The organism is Pseudomonas sp. BIGb0381, from assembly GCF_024809815.1.
GTDB lineage: Bacteria > Pseudomonadota > Gammaproteobacteria > Pseudomonadales > Pseudomonadaceae > Aquipseudomonas.
In genome coordinates this window covers 550,705-567,898 of sequence record NZ_JANUEN010000002.1, presented here as the reverse complement: position 1 = coordinate 567,898, position 17,194 = coordinate 550,705, and the positions used below count along the sequence as shown (strand labels likewise).

Annotated in this window: 12 protein-coding genes and 1 pseudogene; 6 read left to right on the top strand and 7 right to left on the bottom strand. The window is 62.8% G+C overall.

Going from position 1 to position 17,194, the window contains the following annotated elements; translation table 11 throughout:
* Positions 1 to 77 precede the first annotated feature (77 nt).
* The gene (locus M2397_RS08930; RefSeq protein ID WP_145337590.1) at positions 78 to 599 is read left to right on the top strand and encodes a GNAT family N-acetyltransferase; all 522 of its coding nucleotides are present in this window, start codon (positions 78 to 80) and stop codon (positions 597 to 599) included.
* A gap of 154 nt (positions 600 to 753) precedes the next feature.
* Entirely contained in the window at positions 754 to 2,157 is a 1,404-nt protein-coding gene (locus M2397_RS08925) for an MFS transporter (RefSeq protein WP_145337591.1), read from the top strand.
* Between the two features lie 282 nt (positions 2,158 to 2,439).
* Here the strand turns inward: M2397_RS08925 and M2397_RS08920 are convergent, their stop codons facing one another.
* Entirely contained in the window at positions 2,440 to 3,417 is a 978-nt protein-coding gene (locus tag M2397_RS08920; protein ID WP_259242673.1) for a DMT family transporter, read from the bottom strand.
* A 93-nt stretch (positions 3,418 to 3,510) separates the two neighbouring features.
* On the opposite strand from M2397_RS08920, the gene M2397_RS08915 reads away from it, so the two are divergent.
* The gene (locus M2397_RS08915) at positions 3,511 to 4,419 is read left to right on the top strand and encodes a LysR substrate-binding domain-containing protein (protein ID WP_184742455.1); all 909 of its coding nucleotides are present in this window, start codon (positions 3,511 to 3,513) and stop codon (positions 4,417 to 4,419) included.
* Between the two features lie 30 nt (positions 4,420 to 4,449).
* On the opposite strand, the gene M2397_RS08910 is transcribed toward M2397_RS08915, so the two are convergent.
* Positions 4,450 to 5,742, bottom strand: coding sequence for a sorbosone dehydrogenase family protein (locus M2397_RS08910; RefSeq protein WP_145337594.1), 1,293 nt, complete (start codon positions 5,740 to 5,742; stop codon positions 4,450 to 4,452).
* Positions 5,739 to 6,152: a DUF2231 domain-containing protein gene (locus tag M2397_RS08905; RefSeq protein WP_053138898.1), complete on the bottom strand. Its 414-nt coding sequence runs from the start codon at positions 6,150 to 6,152 to the stop codon at positions 5,739 to 5,741. Before M2397_RS08905 ends, M2397_RS08910 begins: the two co-directional genes overlap by 4 nt.
* Before the next feature lie 157 nt (positions 6,153 to 6,309).
* Between M2397_RS08905 and M2397_RS08900 the strand changes: the two genes are divergently transcribed.
* On the top strand, positions 6,310 to 6,789 hold the full coding sequence (locus M2397_RS08900) for an ATP-binding protein (RefSeq protein ID WP_259242672.1): 480 nt from the start codon (positions 6,310 to 6,312) through the stop codon (positions 6,787 to 6,789).
* A 72-nt stretch (positions 6,790 to 6,861) separates the two neighbouring features.
* Here M2397_RS08900 and M2397_RS30485 read toward each other — a convergent pair whose 3' ends face one another.
* The 3 genes and pseudogenes from M2397_RS30485 to M2397_RS08890 all read right to left on the bottom strand — a co-directional run bounded on the left by M2397_RS30485 (position 6,862) and on the right by M2397_RS08890 (position 12,959).
* Positions 6,862 to 7,629, bottom strand: a complete 768-nt coding sequence (locus M2397_RS30485; RefSeq protein ID WP_370737674.1) for a methyl-accepting chemotaxis protein — start codon at positions 7,627 to 7,629, stop codon at positions 6,862 to 6,864.
* Positions 7,630 to 7,716: 87 nt separating this feature from the next.
* Positions 7,717 to 8,721, bottom strand: a pseudogene (locus M2397_RS30480) (cache domain-containing protein); the annotation flags it as partial.
* Between the two features lie 230 nt (positions 8,722 to 8,951).
* Positions 8,952 to 12,959: a bifunctional nitrate reductase/sulfite reductase flavoprotein subunit alpha gene (locus M2397_RS08890; protein ID WP_259242671.1), complete on the bottom strand. Its 4,008-nt coding sequence runs from the start codon at positions 12,957 to 12,959 to the stop codon at positions 8,952 to 8,954.
* A gap of 638 nt (positions 12,960 to 13,597) precedes the next feature.
* Here M2397_RS08890 and nirB point away from each other — a divergent pair.
* Together nirB and nirD are read left to right on the top strand one after the other, a co-directional pair.
* Complete coding sequence (nirB, locus tag M2397_RS08885) at positions 13,598 to 16,141, top strand: nitrite reductase large subunit NirB (RefSeq protein WP_259242670.1); 2,544 nt, start codon at positions 13,598 to 13,600, stop codon at positions 16,139 to 16,141.
* Positions 16,141 to 16,503 carry a nitrite reductase small subunit NirD gene (nirD, locus tag M2397_RS08880; protein ID WP_259242669.1) on the top strand — a complete coding sequence of 121 codons (363 nt, stop codon included), beginning with the start codon at positions 16,141 to 16,143 and terminating at the stop codon, positions 16,501 to 16,503. Before nirB ends, nirD begins: the two co-directional genes overlap by 1 nt.
* A gap of 490 nt (positions 16,504 to 16,993) precedes the next feature.
* Here the strand turns inward: nirD and M2397_RS08875 are convergent, their stop codons facing one another.
* A complete protein-coding gene (locus M2397_RS08875) occupies positions 16,994 to 17,188 on the bottom strand; it encodes a hypothetical protein (protein ID WP_259242797.1) in 195 nt (64 codons plus the stop codon).
* Positions 17,189 to 17,194: the final 6 nt, after the last annotated feature.

Sequence of the window (17,194 nt, the reverse complement as noted above, 5' to 3'; positions counted from 1 at the left end):
AATCGCCTGGGTTTTCGGGGTGAGCACCTACCCTGTGGCGAGCGGGCTTGCCACAGTTCTAAAGAGGAATGATCCCGATGCCGGCTACCACCTCGCGTCTTATCTACCGTCAGCCACTCCCGAGTGACGTACAGCGATTGTTCGCGATCTTCGGCGACCCGCAGACCAACCTCTTCAATCCCTCGGGCCCCATGCCCAGTCTGTCCGCTGCCCAGCGCTTGCTCGACCAGTGGATCGCACAGTGGGCCACCCACGGCTATGGCTGGTGGGCAATTGCCCATCAGCAAGCCCCGGACTGCATCATCGGCTTCGGCGGTATTGCGCCGCTCAACTACCTCACGCAACCGCGCATCAACCTGGGCTACCGCTTCGCGGTGGAGGCCTGGGGGCAGGGCTACGCCACTGAGTTGGCGCGCGATGCCCTGGCGCTGGCGTTTGACACCCTCGGATTGCCGGAAGTGTTCGGCCTGGTGCGCCCTGACCACGCGGCGTCGATCCGCGTGCTGGAGAAGGTCGGCATGCAGCCGTTCGGTGTACTCGATGATGTGCCCGGCAAAGCGCCGAGCCGGGTCATGCGCGTTTGTCGTCCTACAACCTAGCCGCACCTGACACTTTTCACATCCGTCGGATAGCCTGCAAAAGCCGTAACTTTTCACATTGACAGCGGGTAGGTAGCCCGATATAAAAGCCACAGTTGTACGACGACATATGACGTTACATATGTCCTACCTAACAAAAATAAAAAGTGATGCCATGAACTTGATCGAGCCCATCAACGCCCAGCGCGTTGGCCAAGCGGTAGGCAGCTATCGCTGGACCATCTGCGCGATGTTGTTTTTCGCGACCACCGTCAACTACCTCGACCGTCAGGTGCTCAGCTTGCTCGCGCCGCAGTTGTCGACGCAATTTGGCTGGAGCAACACCGATTACGCCAATATCGCGGCGGTGTTCCAGTTTGTGTATGCGATTTCCATGCTGTTTGCCGGGCGGTTCGTCGACAAGATCGGCACCAAGGCGGCGTACGTGATCGCGATTGCGATCTGGTCTACCGGCGCCATCATGCATGCGTTCTCGGTACCGATGGGCGAGGGCATCGCCGCGCTCAGCGGTGCGATCGGCCTGGCGGTGATCCCGGTGTCCATCGCCGGCTTCATGCTGTCCCGTGCGGTGCTGGCGATTGGCGAGGCGGGTAACTTCCCGATTGCGATCAAGGCCACCGCCGAGTATTTCCCCAAGAAAGAACGCTCGCTGGCCACCGGGATCTTCAACTCCGGCGCCAACGTCGGCGCGATCCTAGCGCCGATCTGTGTGCCACTGATCGCCGGGATGTGGGGCTGGGAAGCGGCCTTTATGGTCATCGGCATGCTGGGCTTTGTGTGGGTGGCGGTGTGGGCGGCGGTGTATGAAAAGCCGGAGCAGCAAAAACGCCTGTCGGCCGAAGAGCTGGCCTATATCCGCAGCGACCAGAGCGCGCAGCCGTTGACTGCGGCCCCCGCAGGTGCGGCGGCGAAGAAAGTCTCGTGGTTCAAGTTGCTCACCTACCGCCAGACCTGGGCGTTTGCCTTTGGCAAGTTCATGACTGACGGCGTGTGGTGGTTCTTCCTGTTCTGGCTGCCCACCTACCTGTCGGCGCAATACGGCATGAAAGGCGCCGATATCGTCATGCCCCTGGCCGTGCTGTACAGCATGACCATGGTCGGCAGCATCGGCGGCGGCTGGTTCCCCAGCTACTTCATGGCCCGTGGCGATGCACCCTATGACGGCCGCATGAAAGCCATGCTGGTGATCGCGCTCTTCCCGTTGGTGGTGTTGCTGGCGCAACCGTTGGGCTACATCAGCTTCTGGGTGCCGGTATTGCTGATCGGCGTGGGTGCCTCGGCGCACCAGGCGTGGTCGTGCAACATCTTCACCACCGTGTCCGACATGTTCCCGCAGAAAACCGTGGCCTCGGTGGTCGGCATTGGCGGCATGGCCGGCGGTATCGGCGGCGTGGTGATGACCAAGATCGGCGGCTGGGTGTTCGACTACTACAAGTCCATCAATGACATTCACACCGGCTACATGATCATGTTCGCGATCTGCGCGCTGGCGTACCTGGTGGCCTGGAGCGTGATGAAGACGCTGGTGCCGCGCCACAAGGAAATCACTGACCTGTAAACCCAGACCTCACTACCTCTGTGGCGAGCGGGCTTGTCCCGCGTTGGGGTGCGAAGCGCCCCTAATAAAGACGAATGCGGTGCATCAGACACTCCGCTGCGCCTGGTTTTGGGGCTGCTGCGCAGCCCAACGCGGGACAAGCCCGCTCGCCACAGGTCCGTCGAATCACCCATAACGTTGTGTCGAGACCCATTCCTTCAAGCGCCTTTTCTACAACGCGCGTGCCCAGGTCTGGCTGACCAATTGCTGGCCGAAACTCAAGGTGGGCTCCTCTTCCGTCGGTCAGTGGCTGCTGTTGGGGTTCGGGCAGGCCGTCGCCCGAGGGTTCGTCAATATGATCCGAATCGCCATGACCACGCTGATCAGCACCGCGCCCAGGCCCGCGGCTTCCATGAGCGTGGGCCACCGCCCGTGAAACCACAGGCCGAGCAGGGTGGCGAAGAGTGATTCGAGGGCGATCAATTGGCCGCTCAGTACCATCGGCAGGCGTCGGGTCGCGGCGTTCCAGGCCCAGGCGCCGACCATGGTGGACATCACCGCGATCACCAGGCTCCAGGCATAGAGCGGGCCTGCCTGGGAAAGGCCGAAGCCGAGCGTCGGCAGCTTGAACACGCCAAGCTCATGGATGAACGGCAGCAGGCACAGGGTGGCGACACCGCTGCCCACCATCATCAGTGCGGTCCAAAGGCCGGTTGCCTGCGCCGCAAGGTGTGTCAGTTGCCGTTGGTTGATCACGCTGAACCACAACCAGAGAACAACTGCACTCAGGGAAAAAAAGAGCCCCGCCCACCAGGCGTTTGTATCCAATGAAGGTTGATGAACGCTGCTGATGTTCGACAGCAAGAGGCCCACCGTCAGGCATGACAAGGGGGCTGCCAGTCGGCGCCACGGCACGGTCCTGGTGCTGGCGTTACCCACCAGGGCCAACAACACCGGCACTGTGCCGACAAACGCCGGGGTCATGACCGGCCCGCCGAACATCACGCCTGCGGCGATGCACACGCCGTAGCCCAGGCACCCCAACGCCCCGAGCGCTGCGGCGAGGCATCGCTGGCCGGGCCCGAGCATGTGCAACTGTGCCCGGCATAGGATCACGCCCATGACACCCAATGTGCCGGCGATCAGAAATCGCACGGCCATCAAGTCATAGAGGCTGTAGTCGCCGGTGACGTAGGGCGTGATGAAGTTCAACGCCCAGCCCAATGTCGCAACAACCGCGAGGAGCACGCCGACGGCAATGGAGGTCTGTGCAGCGTTCATGTGGGGCATCCATTCAGGTAATGGATCCATGGTGCCCAGTCGGGTGGGTGTGCTACAAACGAGTTCTCGGCCCTGAATGTATAACCTCAGATTATGAATACGCTCGGCAAGACCCTACCGCCCCTGGCCAGTCTGTTGCCGTTTGAAGCGGCGGCACGCCTGGGCAGTTTCTCCAAGGCTGCCGATGAGCTGCACATCACCCAGGCCGCCATCAGCCGCCAGATTCGCGGGCTGGAAGACAACCTGGGCGTGAAGCTTTTCAGTCGGCGCAACCGAGCGGTGTTCCTGACCCAAGAGGGGCGGGAACTGGGCAGGGTGGTCGGCGAGGCGCTGCGCAGCATCAGTGAAAGTGCCGCCAGCCTGCGGGTGTCACCGCACAGTCATCGCGTGGTGCTGCTGTGCCAGTTGTGCGAAGCGTTTTATTGGCTGATGCCGCGCCTGTCGACGTTCCACCAGCAATACCCGCATATCGAAATCCAGGTGGTGACCTCCACCCGTCCCCTGACCGAGTTCACCCACCATTTCGACGTGGCCTTGCAAAGTACCGGGCGCGCAAGTGGCGCCCATCCGCTGATGTTCACCGCAGCTGACGAAGTGTTCCCGGTGTGCAGCCCCGGCTATCTGGGCACGAAACCACCGCTGTCGCTCGCGGGGTTGCAGGCGTGCACCTTGTTGCACCACAGCTCCCATCCTCCGCACTTGATGGAGTGGGACCGCTGGTTGCAGGTATTCGGCCAGGCCGTGGCCGGGGATACGCGTGGAGTTACCTTCGACAGTTACCCGCTGATGTTGCAGGCTGCGGTGGAGGGGCACGGTGTCGCCATGGGCTGGCGTCGTACCGCGACCAAGTTGATTGAAACGGGGGCGCTGGTCAGGCCCTGTACCGAGAGCGTGCATTTGCCGGAGGCCATTTCGGTGTATAGGCAGCAGGGAGGAGGCAGTCGAGCCGAGATCACGGCATTGCTCGACTGGCTGGAGGTGCAATTGCAGGGTGAAGGCTGACAGGGGCGCCATCGCCCCTGTCATGTGCCGCTATGGGTTGCGTGTCACCCGCCACACGGTATTGGCCAGGTCATCGGCGATGATCAGCGCGCCTTTCGGGTCCACCGTCACACCCACCGGGCGCCCACGGGTCTTGCCGTCGTCACCGCGAAAACCGCTGGCGAAATCAATCGGCTCACCGGATGGCTTGCCATTGCTGAACGGCACGAAAATCACCTTGTAGCCCACAGGATTGTCGCGGTTCCAGCTGCCGTGCTCGCCGACGAATACGCCGTCGGCAAATTGCTCGCCCATGGCCGGGATGGAGAAATCCACGCCGAGTGCGGCCACGTGGGAACCGAGGCTGTAATCCGGCTTGATCGCGGCGGCGACTTTGGCCGGGTTCTGCGGTTGCGCGCGTGGGTCGACGTTCTGGCCCCAATAGCTGTAGGGCCAGCCGTAAAACGCGCCTTCTTTCACCGAGGTCAGGTAGTCGGGCACCAGGTCGGGGCCGAGTTCGTCGCGTTCGTTGACCACCGTCCACAGTTGCCCGGAGTCGGGTTGAATGGTCAGCGCCGTGGGGTTGCGCAGGCCGGTGGCGTAAGGTTTGTGCGCGCCGGTCGCTGCATCGATCTGCCAGACCATCGCGCGGTCGATTTCCACTTCCATGCCACGTTCGGTGACGTTGCTGTTGGAACCGATCCCCACGTAGAGCTGGCGCCCATCGGCACTCACCGCCAGGGATTTGGTCCAGTGATGGTTAATCTGCGCCGGCAGGTCGGTGACTTTGACCGGCGCGCCGCTGGCCTTGGTCTGGCCATCGGTGTAGTCGAAACGCACCAGCGCATCCTGGTTGGCCACGTAGAGCTTGCCGTCGGCAAACGCCAGGCCGTAAGGCGCGTTGAGGTTGTCGGCGAACACCGTCTTCAACTCGTAGGTGCCGTCACCGTCGGCATCACGCAGCAGTGTCAGGCGGTTGCCGCCCTTGACCTTGGTGTTGCCTTCGGCCTTGATCAGGCTGGCGATCACATCCTTGGGCTTGAGCTTGGCTGCGCTGCCGCCACGGCCTTCGGCGATGAGGATGTCGCCGTTGGGCAGCACCAGGGTCTGGCGCGGGATGGCGAGGTCGGTGGCGATGGCCGTGACGCTGTAGCCTTCGGGCACCTTGGGTTTCTGATCGCCCCACGGGGTGGGCTCGGCGATCTTCATGCTCGGCAACAGGCTGCTTTGCTGCTCCGGCAACTTGGGGTCGGGGCCGCGGGCCTGGGTCTTGTCACCTTCGCCGCCGCAGGCACTCAGCAACAGCGCGGCGCTCAATACGCTCAGTGTGTGGGACGTTTTCATTTGGCACCTCCTGAGCGCAGGCCGGTCCAGGTGGCCGCCAGTGTCAGCAGCAAGACGATGGCCGACATGATCAGCCCTGCAGGCATTGAGGCGTAGGCATCCTTGGCATGTTGAAAGGCATTGACCAGCCCTAATACCCAGGTGGCTAACAGCAGCAGGACATACCGCGTGGGTTGCCCCGCCTTGCGCTCGGCGCGAAGCAGGTTGACCAGCGCAAACAGGAACGCGAGCCCACAGAACACCAGAGCACCGGCAATCAACCAGGACGCAAAGTTGGCCCATTGAATCTGGTAGGTCTGGGTGTAGGCAATGTCGCTGAGCAAGGCACCAAGAAACAGCGGCACGGTGCCGGCCAGCAAGGTCGCATGCAGCGGCCCCGGCGTGTATCGGTAGGCGGGAAGGGTTGTCATGGTAAGGCGGCTCCTTGTTGTACAACGCCCCTGGTCGGGGCTGCGCATAGGAAATGAACGCCTTACGTGTCAGATAGTTCAGCATAATTCGTGTCGAAATATTAAGCGTCAGCCGGAAAGCTGGCATGCTCAACGCCTGACATAAGGAGCCGTCCCCATGCCAACCCTGCACCTGCTGTGCGGCAAGATCGCCTCGGGCAAGTCAACGCTGGCCAAGACCCTGGTGGCCGAACACGCAGCCATCCTGCTCAGCGAAGACACCTGGCTCGCGCGGCTGTACCCCGGTGAAATCCTCTCGATCGCCGACTACCTGCGCTGTGCCCAGCGGATTCGCGGGGTGCTGGGGCCGCTGGTGGTTAACCTGCTTGAATCCGGCGTCAACGTGGTGCTGGATTTTCCGGCCAACACCCTGGCCAATCGCGAATGGCTGCTGGGGTTGGCGCAGGCCGCCGAGGTGCCGCACCGCCTGCATTACCTCGAACGGGACGACGCCACCTGCCGCGCAAGGCTGCATGCGCGCAATGCCCGGGGCGACCACGATTTTGCGGCGACGGACGCCGAGTTTGATCTAATCACAAGGCATTTCTGCGTGCCGAGTGAGGCGGAAGGGCTGGTGATCGAGGTGCATCGCGCATGAATACGTCCTCTACGGGCATCGACGCTGAAGACTTTATCCTCACCGTCGCCGCCCCCCGTGCGGCGAGATTCATCAGGACTTGAAGCGCCCCACCAGGCCATTCAACTCGTCCGACAGATTCGACAGGCGCCCCGAATCGTCCTGCGCCGAGTTGGCCAGGCTTTCCACCAGCCGCGCTTCGTCGTAGATCTGCTGGATATGCCGGTTGATCTCTTCGGCCACGCTGTGTTGTTCCTCGGCGGCGGCGGAGATTTGCAGGTTCTGGTCGCGGATCTCGTTGACCGACAGCTGGATGCCTTCAAAGCTGTCGCGCGCGCTTTCGATGGACGACACACTGGCCCGTGACAGGTCGAGGCAACTGCCCATTTTTTGCGTGACTTCCTGGGTCTTGTTTTCCAGGGTGCCGAGCAGGTGCTCGATCTCGCCGGTGGAGTCGGAGGTGCGTTTGGCCAACGCGCGCACCTCGTCGGCGACCACGGCAAAACCACGGCCCTGGTCGCCGGCACGGGCGGCCTCGATGGCGGCGTTGAGTGCCAGCAGGTTGGTCTGTTCGGCAATCGCGCGGATGGTGCCGATAATCTGGTTGATGCTGCGGCTGCCGGCCTCCAGCTCAACCATGGCGTCGGACGACTCGGTCAAGCGGCGGCCCAGGCGGTTGACGTTATCGGTGGTGACTTCGATCTGTTGTTTGCCCTCGGCCACGCGGCGATGGCCGTTCTCCGCCGACTCTGCCGCGCTGCTGCAGGAGCGCGCGACTTCGTTGGCGGTGGCGACCATTTCGTTGAATGCGGTGGACACCAGTTCCACCGCCTCGCGCTGGCGCCCGGCGGCTTCGTTCATGTTGTGCGCCACTTCGCTGTTGACCTTGGAGGCGTTGTGCAAATTGGCCGAGGCCGCGCCGATGTGCTGGATCAATTGGCGGATGGCGGCGAGGAACTTGTTGAACCAGCCGGCGAGTTCGGCGGTTTCATCCTTGCCCTGCACCTGCAGTGCGTGGCGCAGGTCGCCTTCACCCTCGGCAATCGACTGCAAACCGCTGCTGACCTGGCCGATAGGCTTGACGATCACTTTGGAAAACGCCGCGGCGAGCACGCCGAAGATCAGCACCAGCACGCCGACGATGATGGCGGTGAGGTAGGTCATGCGCGTGGCTTCGGCCATGACTTCGCGGTGTTCGATCAGGCCGATATAGCGCCAGCCCAGGCCGGGGGAGGTCCACACGTTGGCCATGTAGCGCACGCCGTTGATTTCCACTTCGGTAGAACCTTGGGAGGTCTCGGCCAAGTGTGCATAGGCGGCACCCAGGTCCTTGAGCGGCTTGAAGCTGTGGGCGGCGTCGCGCGGGTCGACCAGCACCACGCCGTCTTCGATCAGCATTACGTAGCCGCTTTCGCCGAGCTTGATGCTCTTGACCAGTTCGGTGAGGTTCTTCAGCGACACGCTGACCACGAACACGCCCTTGGCTTTGCCGGCGCTATCCAGCAACGCCCGGGCAGTGCCCACCAGCGCCACATCGTCTTTGTCGTAGTAGTAAGCCGGCGTGCGCACGGTCTTGCCGGGGCTGGCCATCGCGGCCTTGTACCAGGGGCGTGTGCGTGGGTCGTACTTGGCCAGTTGCGGATCATCCGGCCATTTGACGTAGGTACCGTCTTCCAGGCCGATGGACAGGATGGCGGCGGCCGGGTGCGTGGCGCCAAAGCGCGCAAAGCGGTTGATCACGTCTTGCGCCGCCGCCGGCATCGGCTGGCTGGGCGCGTCGGCGGGCTGGTAGTTCTTCAGCGTGTCCACGGAGGTGTATACAGGATCGGTCGCCATTTGATCGACGTTCTGCAGCGTGCCGTCGAAGAACTGGCGAATATTGCCATCGATCTGGCGGATTTCCCGGGTGCTGCCGTCGATAAACTGATCCACCGCCTGGGTCCGTGTGTTCATCACGGAGATCACGGCCACCAGGCTTACCGGAATAAACGCTACAGAGACAAATGCCAGCACCAGCTTATTTTTTATTTTCATCGAGACGACCATCAGCGCAGAGGGTGGTCAAATCGTCGGCTCAGGAAAAACAGCGCGGCGATTTGCTATCACCGCTGTTTCGGCCCCATGCTGGTAAATCTTTAGGGTTTTTTGTACACAATACAAAGTGCTTATTGTTCTGTATCCAATCAGTAGACATCACGCAGGTAACGCTTCTGTTCGCTCAACTGGCGCCAGTACTCCATCGCGCCCTCAACGCCAAGCCCGCCGTGGGTTTGCGCGACCTGGCGCAACGCCTGGTCGACGTCCTTGGCCATGTGGCTGGCATCCCCGCAGATATACAGCTGCGCGCCGTCCTGCAGCCAGCGCCACAGCTCGGCACCTTGTTCGCGGATGCGGTCCTGTACGTAGATCTTTTGCGCCTGGTCGCGGGAGAACGCCAGGCTCAGGTGGGTGAGCAGGCCGTCGCGCTGCATGCCTTGCAGTTCATCCTGGTAGTAGAAGTCGCTGGCCGCGTGCTGCTCGCCAAAGAACAGCCAGTTGCGGCCCTGATGCCCCAGAGCCCGACGTTCCTGCAAAAACGCGCGGAACGGCGCCACACCGGTGCCGGGGCCGATCATGATCATCGGCACAGCGCCGTCGGCCGGTGTGCGGAAGTGTTTGGATGGCTGCACGAACAACGGCACCTCACTGTCTGCGGCGCGGTCGGCGAGGAAGGTCGAGGACACGCCCTTGCGCTTGCCATAGCGCACGGCAGCCACGGTGAGGTGCACTTCCTGCGGGTAGGCTTTGGCGCTGGAGGCGATTGAATACAAACGTGGTTGCAGGCGCTTGAGGGTGCCGAGCAGTTCGTCCGCCGAGCAATCGATGGGGTACTCGTGCAGCACATCCACCAGTTGCCGGCCCCACAGCCAATCCTGCAGTTGGGCCTTGTGCTCAGGGCTCAGCAGGCGTTTAAGGCCTGGGTTGGCACTGCGCTCGGCGATAAAGGCCAAGGTGTCGCTGCTGGGCCGGGCGATTTCGAAACGCTGGGTCAATGCCTGGTGCAGCGGTACATCGCCGAAGGTGTCGATGTTCACGCAGGCACTGGCATCCAGGCGCGTCAGGTCGAGCAGTTCGCTGACCAGTTCCGGGCAGTTGCGCGGCATCACTCCCAGGGCATCACCGGCTTCATAGCTCAGCCCGGAGTCGGTCAGGTCCAGGGCGAACTGGCGGGTTTCCTTGTGGGTGCTCTGCGGGTTCAGGTGCCGGTTGAGCAGCAGCCGTGAGCCATGCAGCTTGGTTTTGCCCGCCGGGGTGGCGGGTGGGGCGAGCGTCGCGGGCTTGGCCGGGTTGAGGGTCTGTTGCAGCTGTGCCAGCCAGGCATAGGCGCGCTCTTCGAATTCGGTGTCGCAATCCACGCGCTCCAGCAGGCGGGTCGCGCCCAGCTCCAGCAGGCGCTGGTCAAGGCGTTTGCCGTGTTTGCAGAACTGGTCGTAATTCGGATCGCCCAGGGCCAGTACCGCAAAGCGCAGCGACTCCAGGCGGATCTCGGCGGTACTGAGGCTGTGCCAGAAACCTTCGCCATTGTCGGGCGGGTCGCCGTCGCCGAAGGTGCTGCTGATCAGCGCCAGGTTTTGCGTGCTCAGCAGTTTGCTGGGCGGGAAGTCCGCCATGGCGCTGAGTTCCACGCTGATACCTGCGTCGCGCAGGCGCTTGGCGAATCGCTCGGCCAGGGCTTCAGCGTTACCGGTCTGTGAGGCCCATAACAGGGTGACGGTGGGGGAAGGCGGTGCTGCGACGGCGCTGGCTTCTGCGCGGCTGAACAGCCCGCCGAGCAAACCGTCCAGCCACAGTCGGGTGTCCTTGGCCAGCGGCGCATTGCTTGGCATCACCGGTACACCGGCGGCCTGGCGCCTGGCGTCGGAGCGCAGACCGCTGAGGAAACCTGCGAGGTAAGTACGCTCGCTGTCGCTCAGTGGCGGCGCTGGCACGTTACGGAGGCCGGCGATATCGGCGAAGGCGTCGAGGCGCGACATGGCGAGGTCCTCTGCTAAGGGGGAAAGGTCATTCGTGGCCGGTCTATCGAGAAACTGGTGATCGATCAACTCGACCCGGGCCAGGGCCACGGCACAGAACTTGAACTCGGGTTGCAGGGAAATCGGATCGACCGCGTCGTTGGTCACCGCGTTGATCGCCAGGTTTTCGCCAAATACATCATTCCAGTGGAAAGGCGCAAAACAGTTGCCCGGGCGCACGCGGTCGGTGACCACCGCAGGCAGTACGGCACGCCCGCGTTGGGAGCGCACCTCCACGCGGTCCTTGTCCTTGATGCCCAGGCTGGCGGCGTCTTCGGGGTGCAGTTCGACGAAGGGGCCGGGGTTGAGTTTGTTCAGCGTGGCGACCTTGCCGGTCTTGGTCAGGGTGTGCCACTGGTGCTGCAAACGGCCGGTGTTGAGCACGAAAGGGAAGGCTGCGTCGGGCATCTCTGCCGGCGGCCTATGCGGGCGTGCCAGGAACTGGCCCTTGCCGTTTTCGGTGGCGAATCTGAGCGTGCCTGTATCCAGGTAGCGGATCGGGTTGCGGTCCGCGCCCGCGTCTGAAGAGCAGGGCCATTGCAGCGGTTGCTCGCGCAGCCGTTCATGGCTGGCGCCGCGAATGTCATAGCCGGTCTTGGGGTTCCAGGCGCGCTTGATCTCGTCGAAGACCTCGGCGGCGCTGGCATAGGTGAAGGCTTCGGCAAAGCCCATCTCGCAGGCCACCCTGGCGATGATTTGCCAGTCGGGCAAGGTCTCGCCCGGTGGTTCGACGGCTTTTTGCATCAGGGTCAGGTTGCGTTCGGAGTTGATCATCACCCCTTCGGCCTCGGCCCACAGCGCGCCGGGCAGCAGAATGTCGGCGTAGCGGTTGGTCTCGGTGTCGAGGAAGGCATCCTGGGTGATCACCAGTTCGGCGGCTTGCAGGCCTTCGATGACCTTGCGGCGATTGGGCGCGCTGGCCACCGGGTTGGTGCAGATGATCCAGCAGGCCTTGATCTGCCCGGCACTCATCTGCTCGAACAGCGCCACGGTGCCGCTGCCAACCTGGCGCGGCAGGCTGCCTGCGGGGATCTGCCAGAGGTCTTCGATAAATGCGCGGTCGGCCTCCACCAGCACCGAGCGTTGCCCCGGCAGGCCAGGGCCCATGTAGCCCATCTCACGGCCGCCCATGGCATTGGGTTGGCCGGTGAGGGAAAACGGCCCGCTGCCGGGGCGGCAGATGGCGCCGGTGGCCAGGTGCAGGTTGCACAGGGCGTTGGTGTTCCAGGTGCCGTGGGTGCTTTGGTTGAGGCCCATGGTCCAGCAGCTCATCCACTCGGCGGCTTGGCCGATCCAGTCGGCGGCCTGGCGGATATCCGCTTCGGCCAGGCCGGTGATGTCGGCGACCGTGTGCGGCGGGTAGTCCTCGAGGAAGCCGGGCATGGCCTCCCAGCCCTCGGTGAACGCGGCAATAAAGGCCGGGTCGGTGTGGCCGTTCTTGACCAGCAGGTGCAACAGGCCATTGAGCAGGGCGAGGTCGGTGCCGGGTTTGATCGGCAGGTACAGGCCGGCCTTGTCCGCCGTGGCGCTGCGCCGTGGGTCGACCACGATCAGCTTCGCCCCGGCCTTGACCCGGTCCATCATGCGCAGGAACAGGATCGGGTGACAGTCGGCCATATTGGCGCCGATCACGAAGAACAGGTCGGCGCGGTCGAAGTCTTCATAGGAGCCCGGCGGCCCGTCGGAACCGAGGGACAGCTTGTAGCCGCTGCCGGCGCTGGCCATGCACAGCCGCGAGTTGGACTCGACGTTGTTGGTGCGCACAAAGCCTTTGGCCAATTTGTTGATCAGGTACTGGGCTTCCAGGGACATTTGCCCGGACACATAAAAGGACAAGGCATCCGGCCCGTGGCTGTCGAGGATGCCGCGCAGGCGCCCGGCGGTTTCGCTGATGGCGGTGTCCATGGCGATGCGCACCGGGTCGTGGTCACGCTTCTCGCGCAGGTAGGCGTTCTCCATCCGCCCGGACTCGGCGATGGCCTGCCCGCAGGTGGTGCCTTTGGTGCACAGGCGGCCGAAGTTGGTGGGGTGGGCCTTGTCGCCGATGACCTTGACCACCTTATTATTTTCCACCTGCATGACGATGCCGCAGCCCACACCACAATAGGGACACACACTGCGTACGCTTTGGTTTGCCATCCGTAACCCTCGAAACTTTTTCTGCCCGCCAACAAAAAAGCGCCCTGCAACCCTCCGTTGGAAACGGGGATTGCACGGCGCCTTTGTCGTGAATGGGCAATCAGCGTTGACTGCTCTGTGTGTGTTCCTAGCAAGTCACGCGCCAATTTCTTAAGCACAGGTTAATTGTGGCGAGCGGGCTTGCCCCGCGTTGGGCTGCGCAGCAGCCCCAAACCCAGGCACCTCAGTCCTTACAGGAAGCAAGCAGTGGCAGTAATGGGGCGGCTTCGCCACCCAACGCGGGGCAAGCCCGCTCGCCACAACAGTCCCCCTCACCATAGAAGCATTTGTGATCCTTTGAACGTGCGCTTTTTTGAAGCAAGGCGCACCAGTTGGAGGCGAAATTGGGTGTGCTTTGTGCAGTTGATTGCCTGTCGCCGCCGTGAGTGCTCGCTTGCGGCCAATTGGCACAGACCCTGCAAGCTCCCCCTCAACCCACCTCGGTCAACGACGATCGACAACAGGGGCATAAAGCGGTAGATCCGGCGCAGTCGCCGATCCGATCCCGCATAAGAACAGGCAAAGACGCCTGGAACCGTAAGGTTTCAGGCGTTTTTTTTTGCTTTTTAAACCGTGATGAACGTTGTCGGGTGCTTGATATGAACAAACAGATGAAAACCCTGATCGTCGTCGGCAATGGCATGGTCGGCCACCATTGCGTGGAGCAACTGATCGAACGCGGCGCGTTGGATCACTACCGGCTGCACGTGTTCAGCGAAGAGCCGATGCGTGCCTATGACCGCGTGCATCTGTCCGAGTATTTCACCGGCCGCGATGCCGAGTCGCTGGCACTGTCCGACGCCTCGCTGTACCAGGTCCCGGGCGTCACCTTGCACCTGGGGGTGCCGGTGCTGGAGATTGACCGCGAGCGCCGTGAGGTGATTACCGCCCAGGGCTGCGTGGCGTATGACAAGTTGGTACTCGCCACCGGCTCTTATCCGTTCGTGCCGCCGATCGAGGGCGCTGAAGGCGACTCACGGCTGGTGTATCGCACCCTCGAAGACCTCGACGCCATTCGCACCGCTGCCGCCAATGCGCGCCGTGGTGTGGTGGTGGGCGGTGGCCTGCTCGGCCTGGAAGCCGCCAACGCCCTGAAAAGCCTGGGCCTGGAAGCCCACGTGGTGGAGTTCGCGCCGCGCTTGATGCCGGTACAGCTGGATGATTTTGGCGGTCTGGCGCTCAAGGCCCAGATCGAGCGGCTGGGCGTCGGTGTGCATCTGTCCCGCGCCACTCAATCGATCAGTGCCGGCGAGCAGTACCGCTACCGAATGAACTTTGCCAATGACGAATTCCTTGAAACGGACCTGATCGTGTTCTCCGCCGGTATCCGCGCCCAGGATGCCCTGGCCCGCCAGGCCGGCCTGGACATTGGCCCGCGCGGCGGCGTGGTGATCAACGACGAGTGCTTGAGCTGCGACCCGCATATCTACGCGATTGGCGAATGTGCCTCCTGGAACGGCAGCCTGTTCGGCCTGGTTGCGCCGGGTTACCAGATGGCTCGTGGCGTCGCCGCGTTGTTGTGCGAGCACACCGCTGAGCCGTTTGTCGGCGCCGACATGTCCACCAAGCTCAAGTTGCTGGGCGTGGACGTGGGCTCCATCGGCGACGCCCACGCCCATACACCGGGTGCGCGCAGCTACCAGTTCATCGACGAGGCGAGCGCCAGCTATCGGCGCCTGGTGGTGGATGCGAGCGGCAAACACGTGATCGGCGCGGTGCTGGTCGGCGACAACAGCTACTACGACACCTTGCTGCAATACATGCAGAACAGCATCGCGCTGCCGGCCGAACCGGCCAGCCTGATCCTGCCATCGTCCAGCGGCGCACCGACCCTCGGCCCAGGCGCCTTGCCGGAATCGGCCACGGTGTGCTCGTGCCACAACGTCAACAAGGGTGCGATCTGCTCGGCCATCGACGCCGGTTGCAGCGACCTCGGCCTGCTCAAATCGCAGACCAAGGCCTGCACCGGTTGCGGTGGCTGCGCCGGGTTGCTCAAGCAGGTGTTCGAGCACGAGCTGATTGCCCGTGGCGTCAGCGTCGACAAGAGCCTGTGCGAACACTTCGCCTATACCCGCCAGGAGTTGTATGCCCTGGTGCGTGTGGAAGGGGTGCTCACGTTTGAAGAACTGCTGGCCAAGCATGGCCGCGGCCACACCGGCTGCGATGTGTGCAAACCGGCGGTGGGGTCGATCCTGGCCTCGTGCTGGAACCAGCCGATCATGGACGCGTCCCTGGTGCCGTTGCAGGACACCAACGATACCTTCATGGCCAACATGCAGAAGAACGGCACCTACTCGGTGGTGCCGCGTATTCCGGGCGGCGAGATCACTGCCGACAAACTGATCGTGATTGGCGAAGTGGCGAAGAAGTACGACCTCTACACCAAGATCACCGGCGGCCAGCGTATTGACCTGTTCGGTGCGCAACTGCACGAGCTGCCGGACATCTGGGCCGAGCTGATCGCGGCCGGGTTTGAAACCGGCCACGCCTACGGCAAGTCCACGCGCACGGTGAAGTCCTGCGTGGGCAGCACCTGGTGCCGCTACGGTGTGCAGGACAGCGTGAAAATGGCGCTGCTGATCGAGGACCGCTACAAGGGCCTGCGTTCGCCACACAAGCTCAAGTTCGCGGTGTCCGGCTGCACCCGCGAATGCGCCGAGGCGCAGAGCAAGGACGTGGGCGTGATCGCCACCGAGAAGGGCTGGAATCTCTACATCGCCGGCAACGGCGGCATGCGCCCACGCCACGCCGAACTGTTCGCCACCGACCTGGATGACGCCACGCTGATCCAGTACATCGACCGCTTCCTGATGTTCTACATCCGCACCGCCGACAAGTTGCAACGCACCTCGGTCTGGCGCGAAAGCCTGGAAGGCGGCCTGGATTTCCTCAAGGACGTGATCCTGCACGACAGCCTGGGCCTGGGCGCCGAGCTTGAAGCGCAGATGCAACTGGTGGTCGACCGCTATGAATGCGAGTGGGCCAACGCGCTGAAAGATCCGGAAAAACTCAAGCGCTTCCGCACCTTCGTCAACGACAAACGCCCCGACCCGGACATCCACTTTGTCCAGGAACGCGGCCAGCGTCGGCCGATCATGGCCGCCGAACTCAACCTGATTCCCGTCACCGAGGAGCTTGCCTGATGAGCCAGTCCAACACGCAGCGCAACCTTGCTACCTGGAAAAGCGTGTGCAACGAGACCGACCTGGTGAGTAATTCCGGCGTGGTGGTGTGGCTGGACGGCGCCCAAGTCGCGCTGTTCTACCTGCCCGGCGCCCAGGACCAGACGCTGTACGCCATCGACAACCACGACCCGGAATCCGGTGCGAATGTGATTGGTCGTGGGCTGGTCGGCAGCATCAAGGGCGACCTGGTGGTGGCTGCACCGATCTACAAGCAGCATTACCGTTTGCACGACGGCCAGTGCCTGGAGGTACCGCACCAGCGTTTGCGGGTGTGGCCGGTGCGGTTGAATGCTGGAATGGTGGAAATAGGTCTGGGCTGACACGCCTCGGTCTGAATGTGGGAGGGGGCTTGCTCCCGATGACGGTGGATCAGCTAAATAAATCAGTTGACTGACACTCCGCTATCGGGAGCAAGCCCCCTCCCACAGTTGAGCTGTTTACATCCGGCAGATTTCGGTCGCATGGGCGACTGCCAAAAGTCGCGTGGTTGAAGTAGGCGTGGGCTGACACGCCTCGGTCTGAATGTGGGAGGGGGCTTGCTCCCGATGACGGTGGATCAGCTAATAAATCTGTTGACTGAAACTCCGCTATCGGGAGCAAGCCCCCTCCCACAGTTGAGCTGTTTACATCCGGCAGATTTCGGTCGCATGGGCGACTGCCAAAAGTCGCGCGGTTGAAGTAGGCGTGGGCTGACACGCCTCAGTCTGAATGTGGGAGGGGGCTTGCTCCCGATGACGGTGGATCAGCTAATAAATCAGTTGACTGACACTCCGCTATCGGGAGCAAGCCCCCTTCCACAGTTGGGTCGTTTTACTGCTCTTGGCTGCAATCCCGCGGCGTGATGCCTTTTTCCTGGGCCAGGCGCAGCGCGTCGACGTTGAGAATGCCGTTGACCACGCCCAGGTTGTAATCCACGGTGCCGAAACGCTTGGGGTCGGCCAGGTTGCCCTTGCCGGCGTCCCCGCACTCGGCTAAAGCAAGGGAGCTGCCAAGACCATTGCGCAATTACTG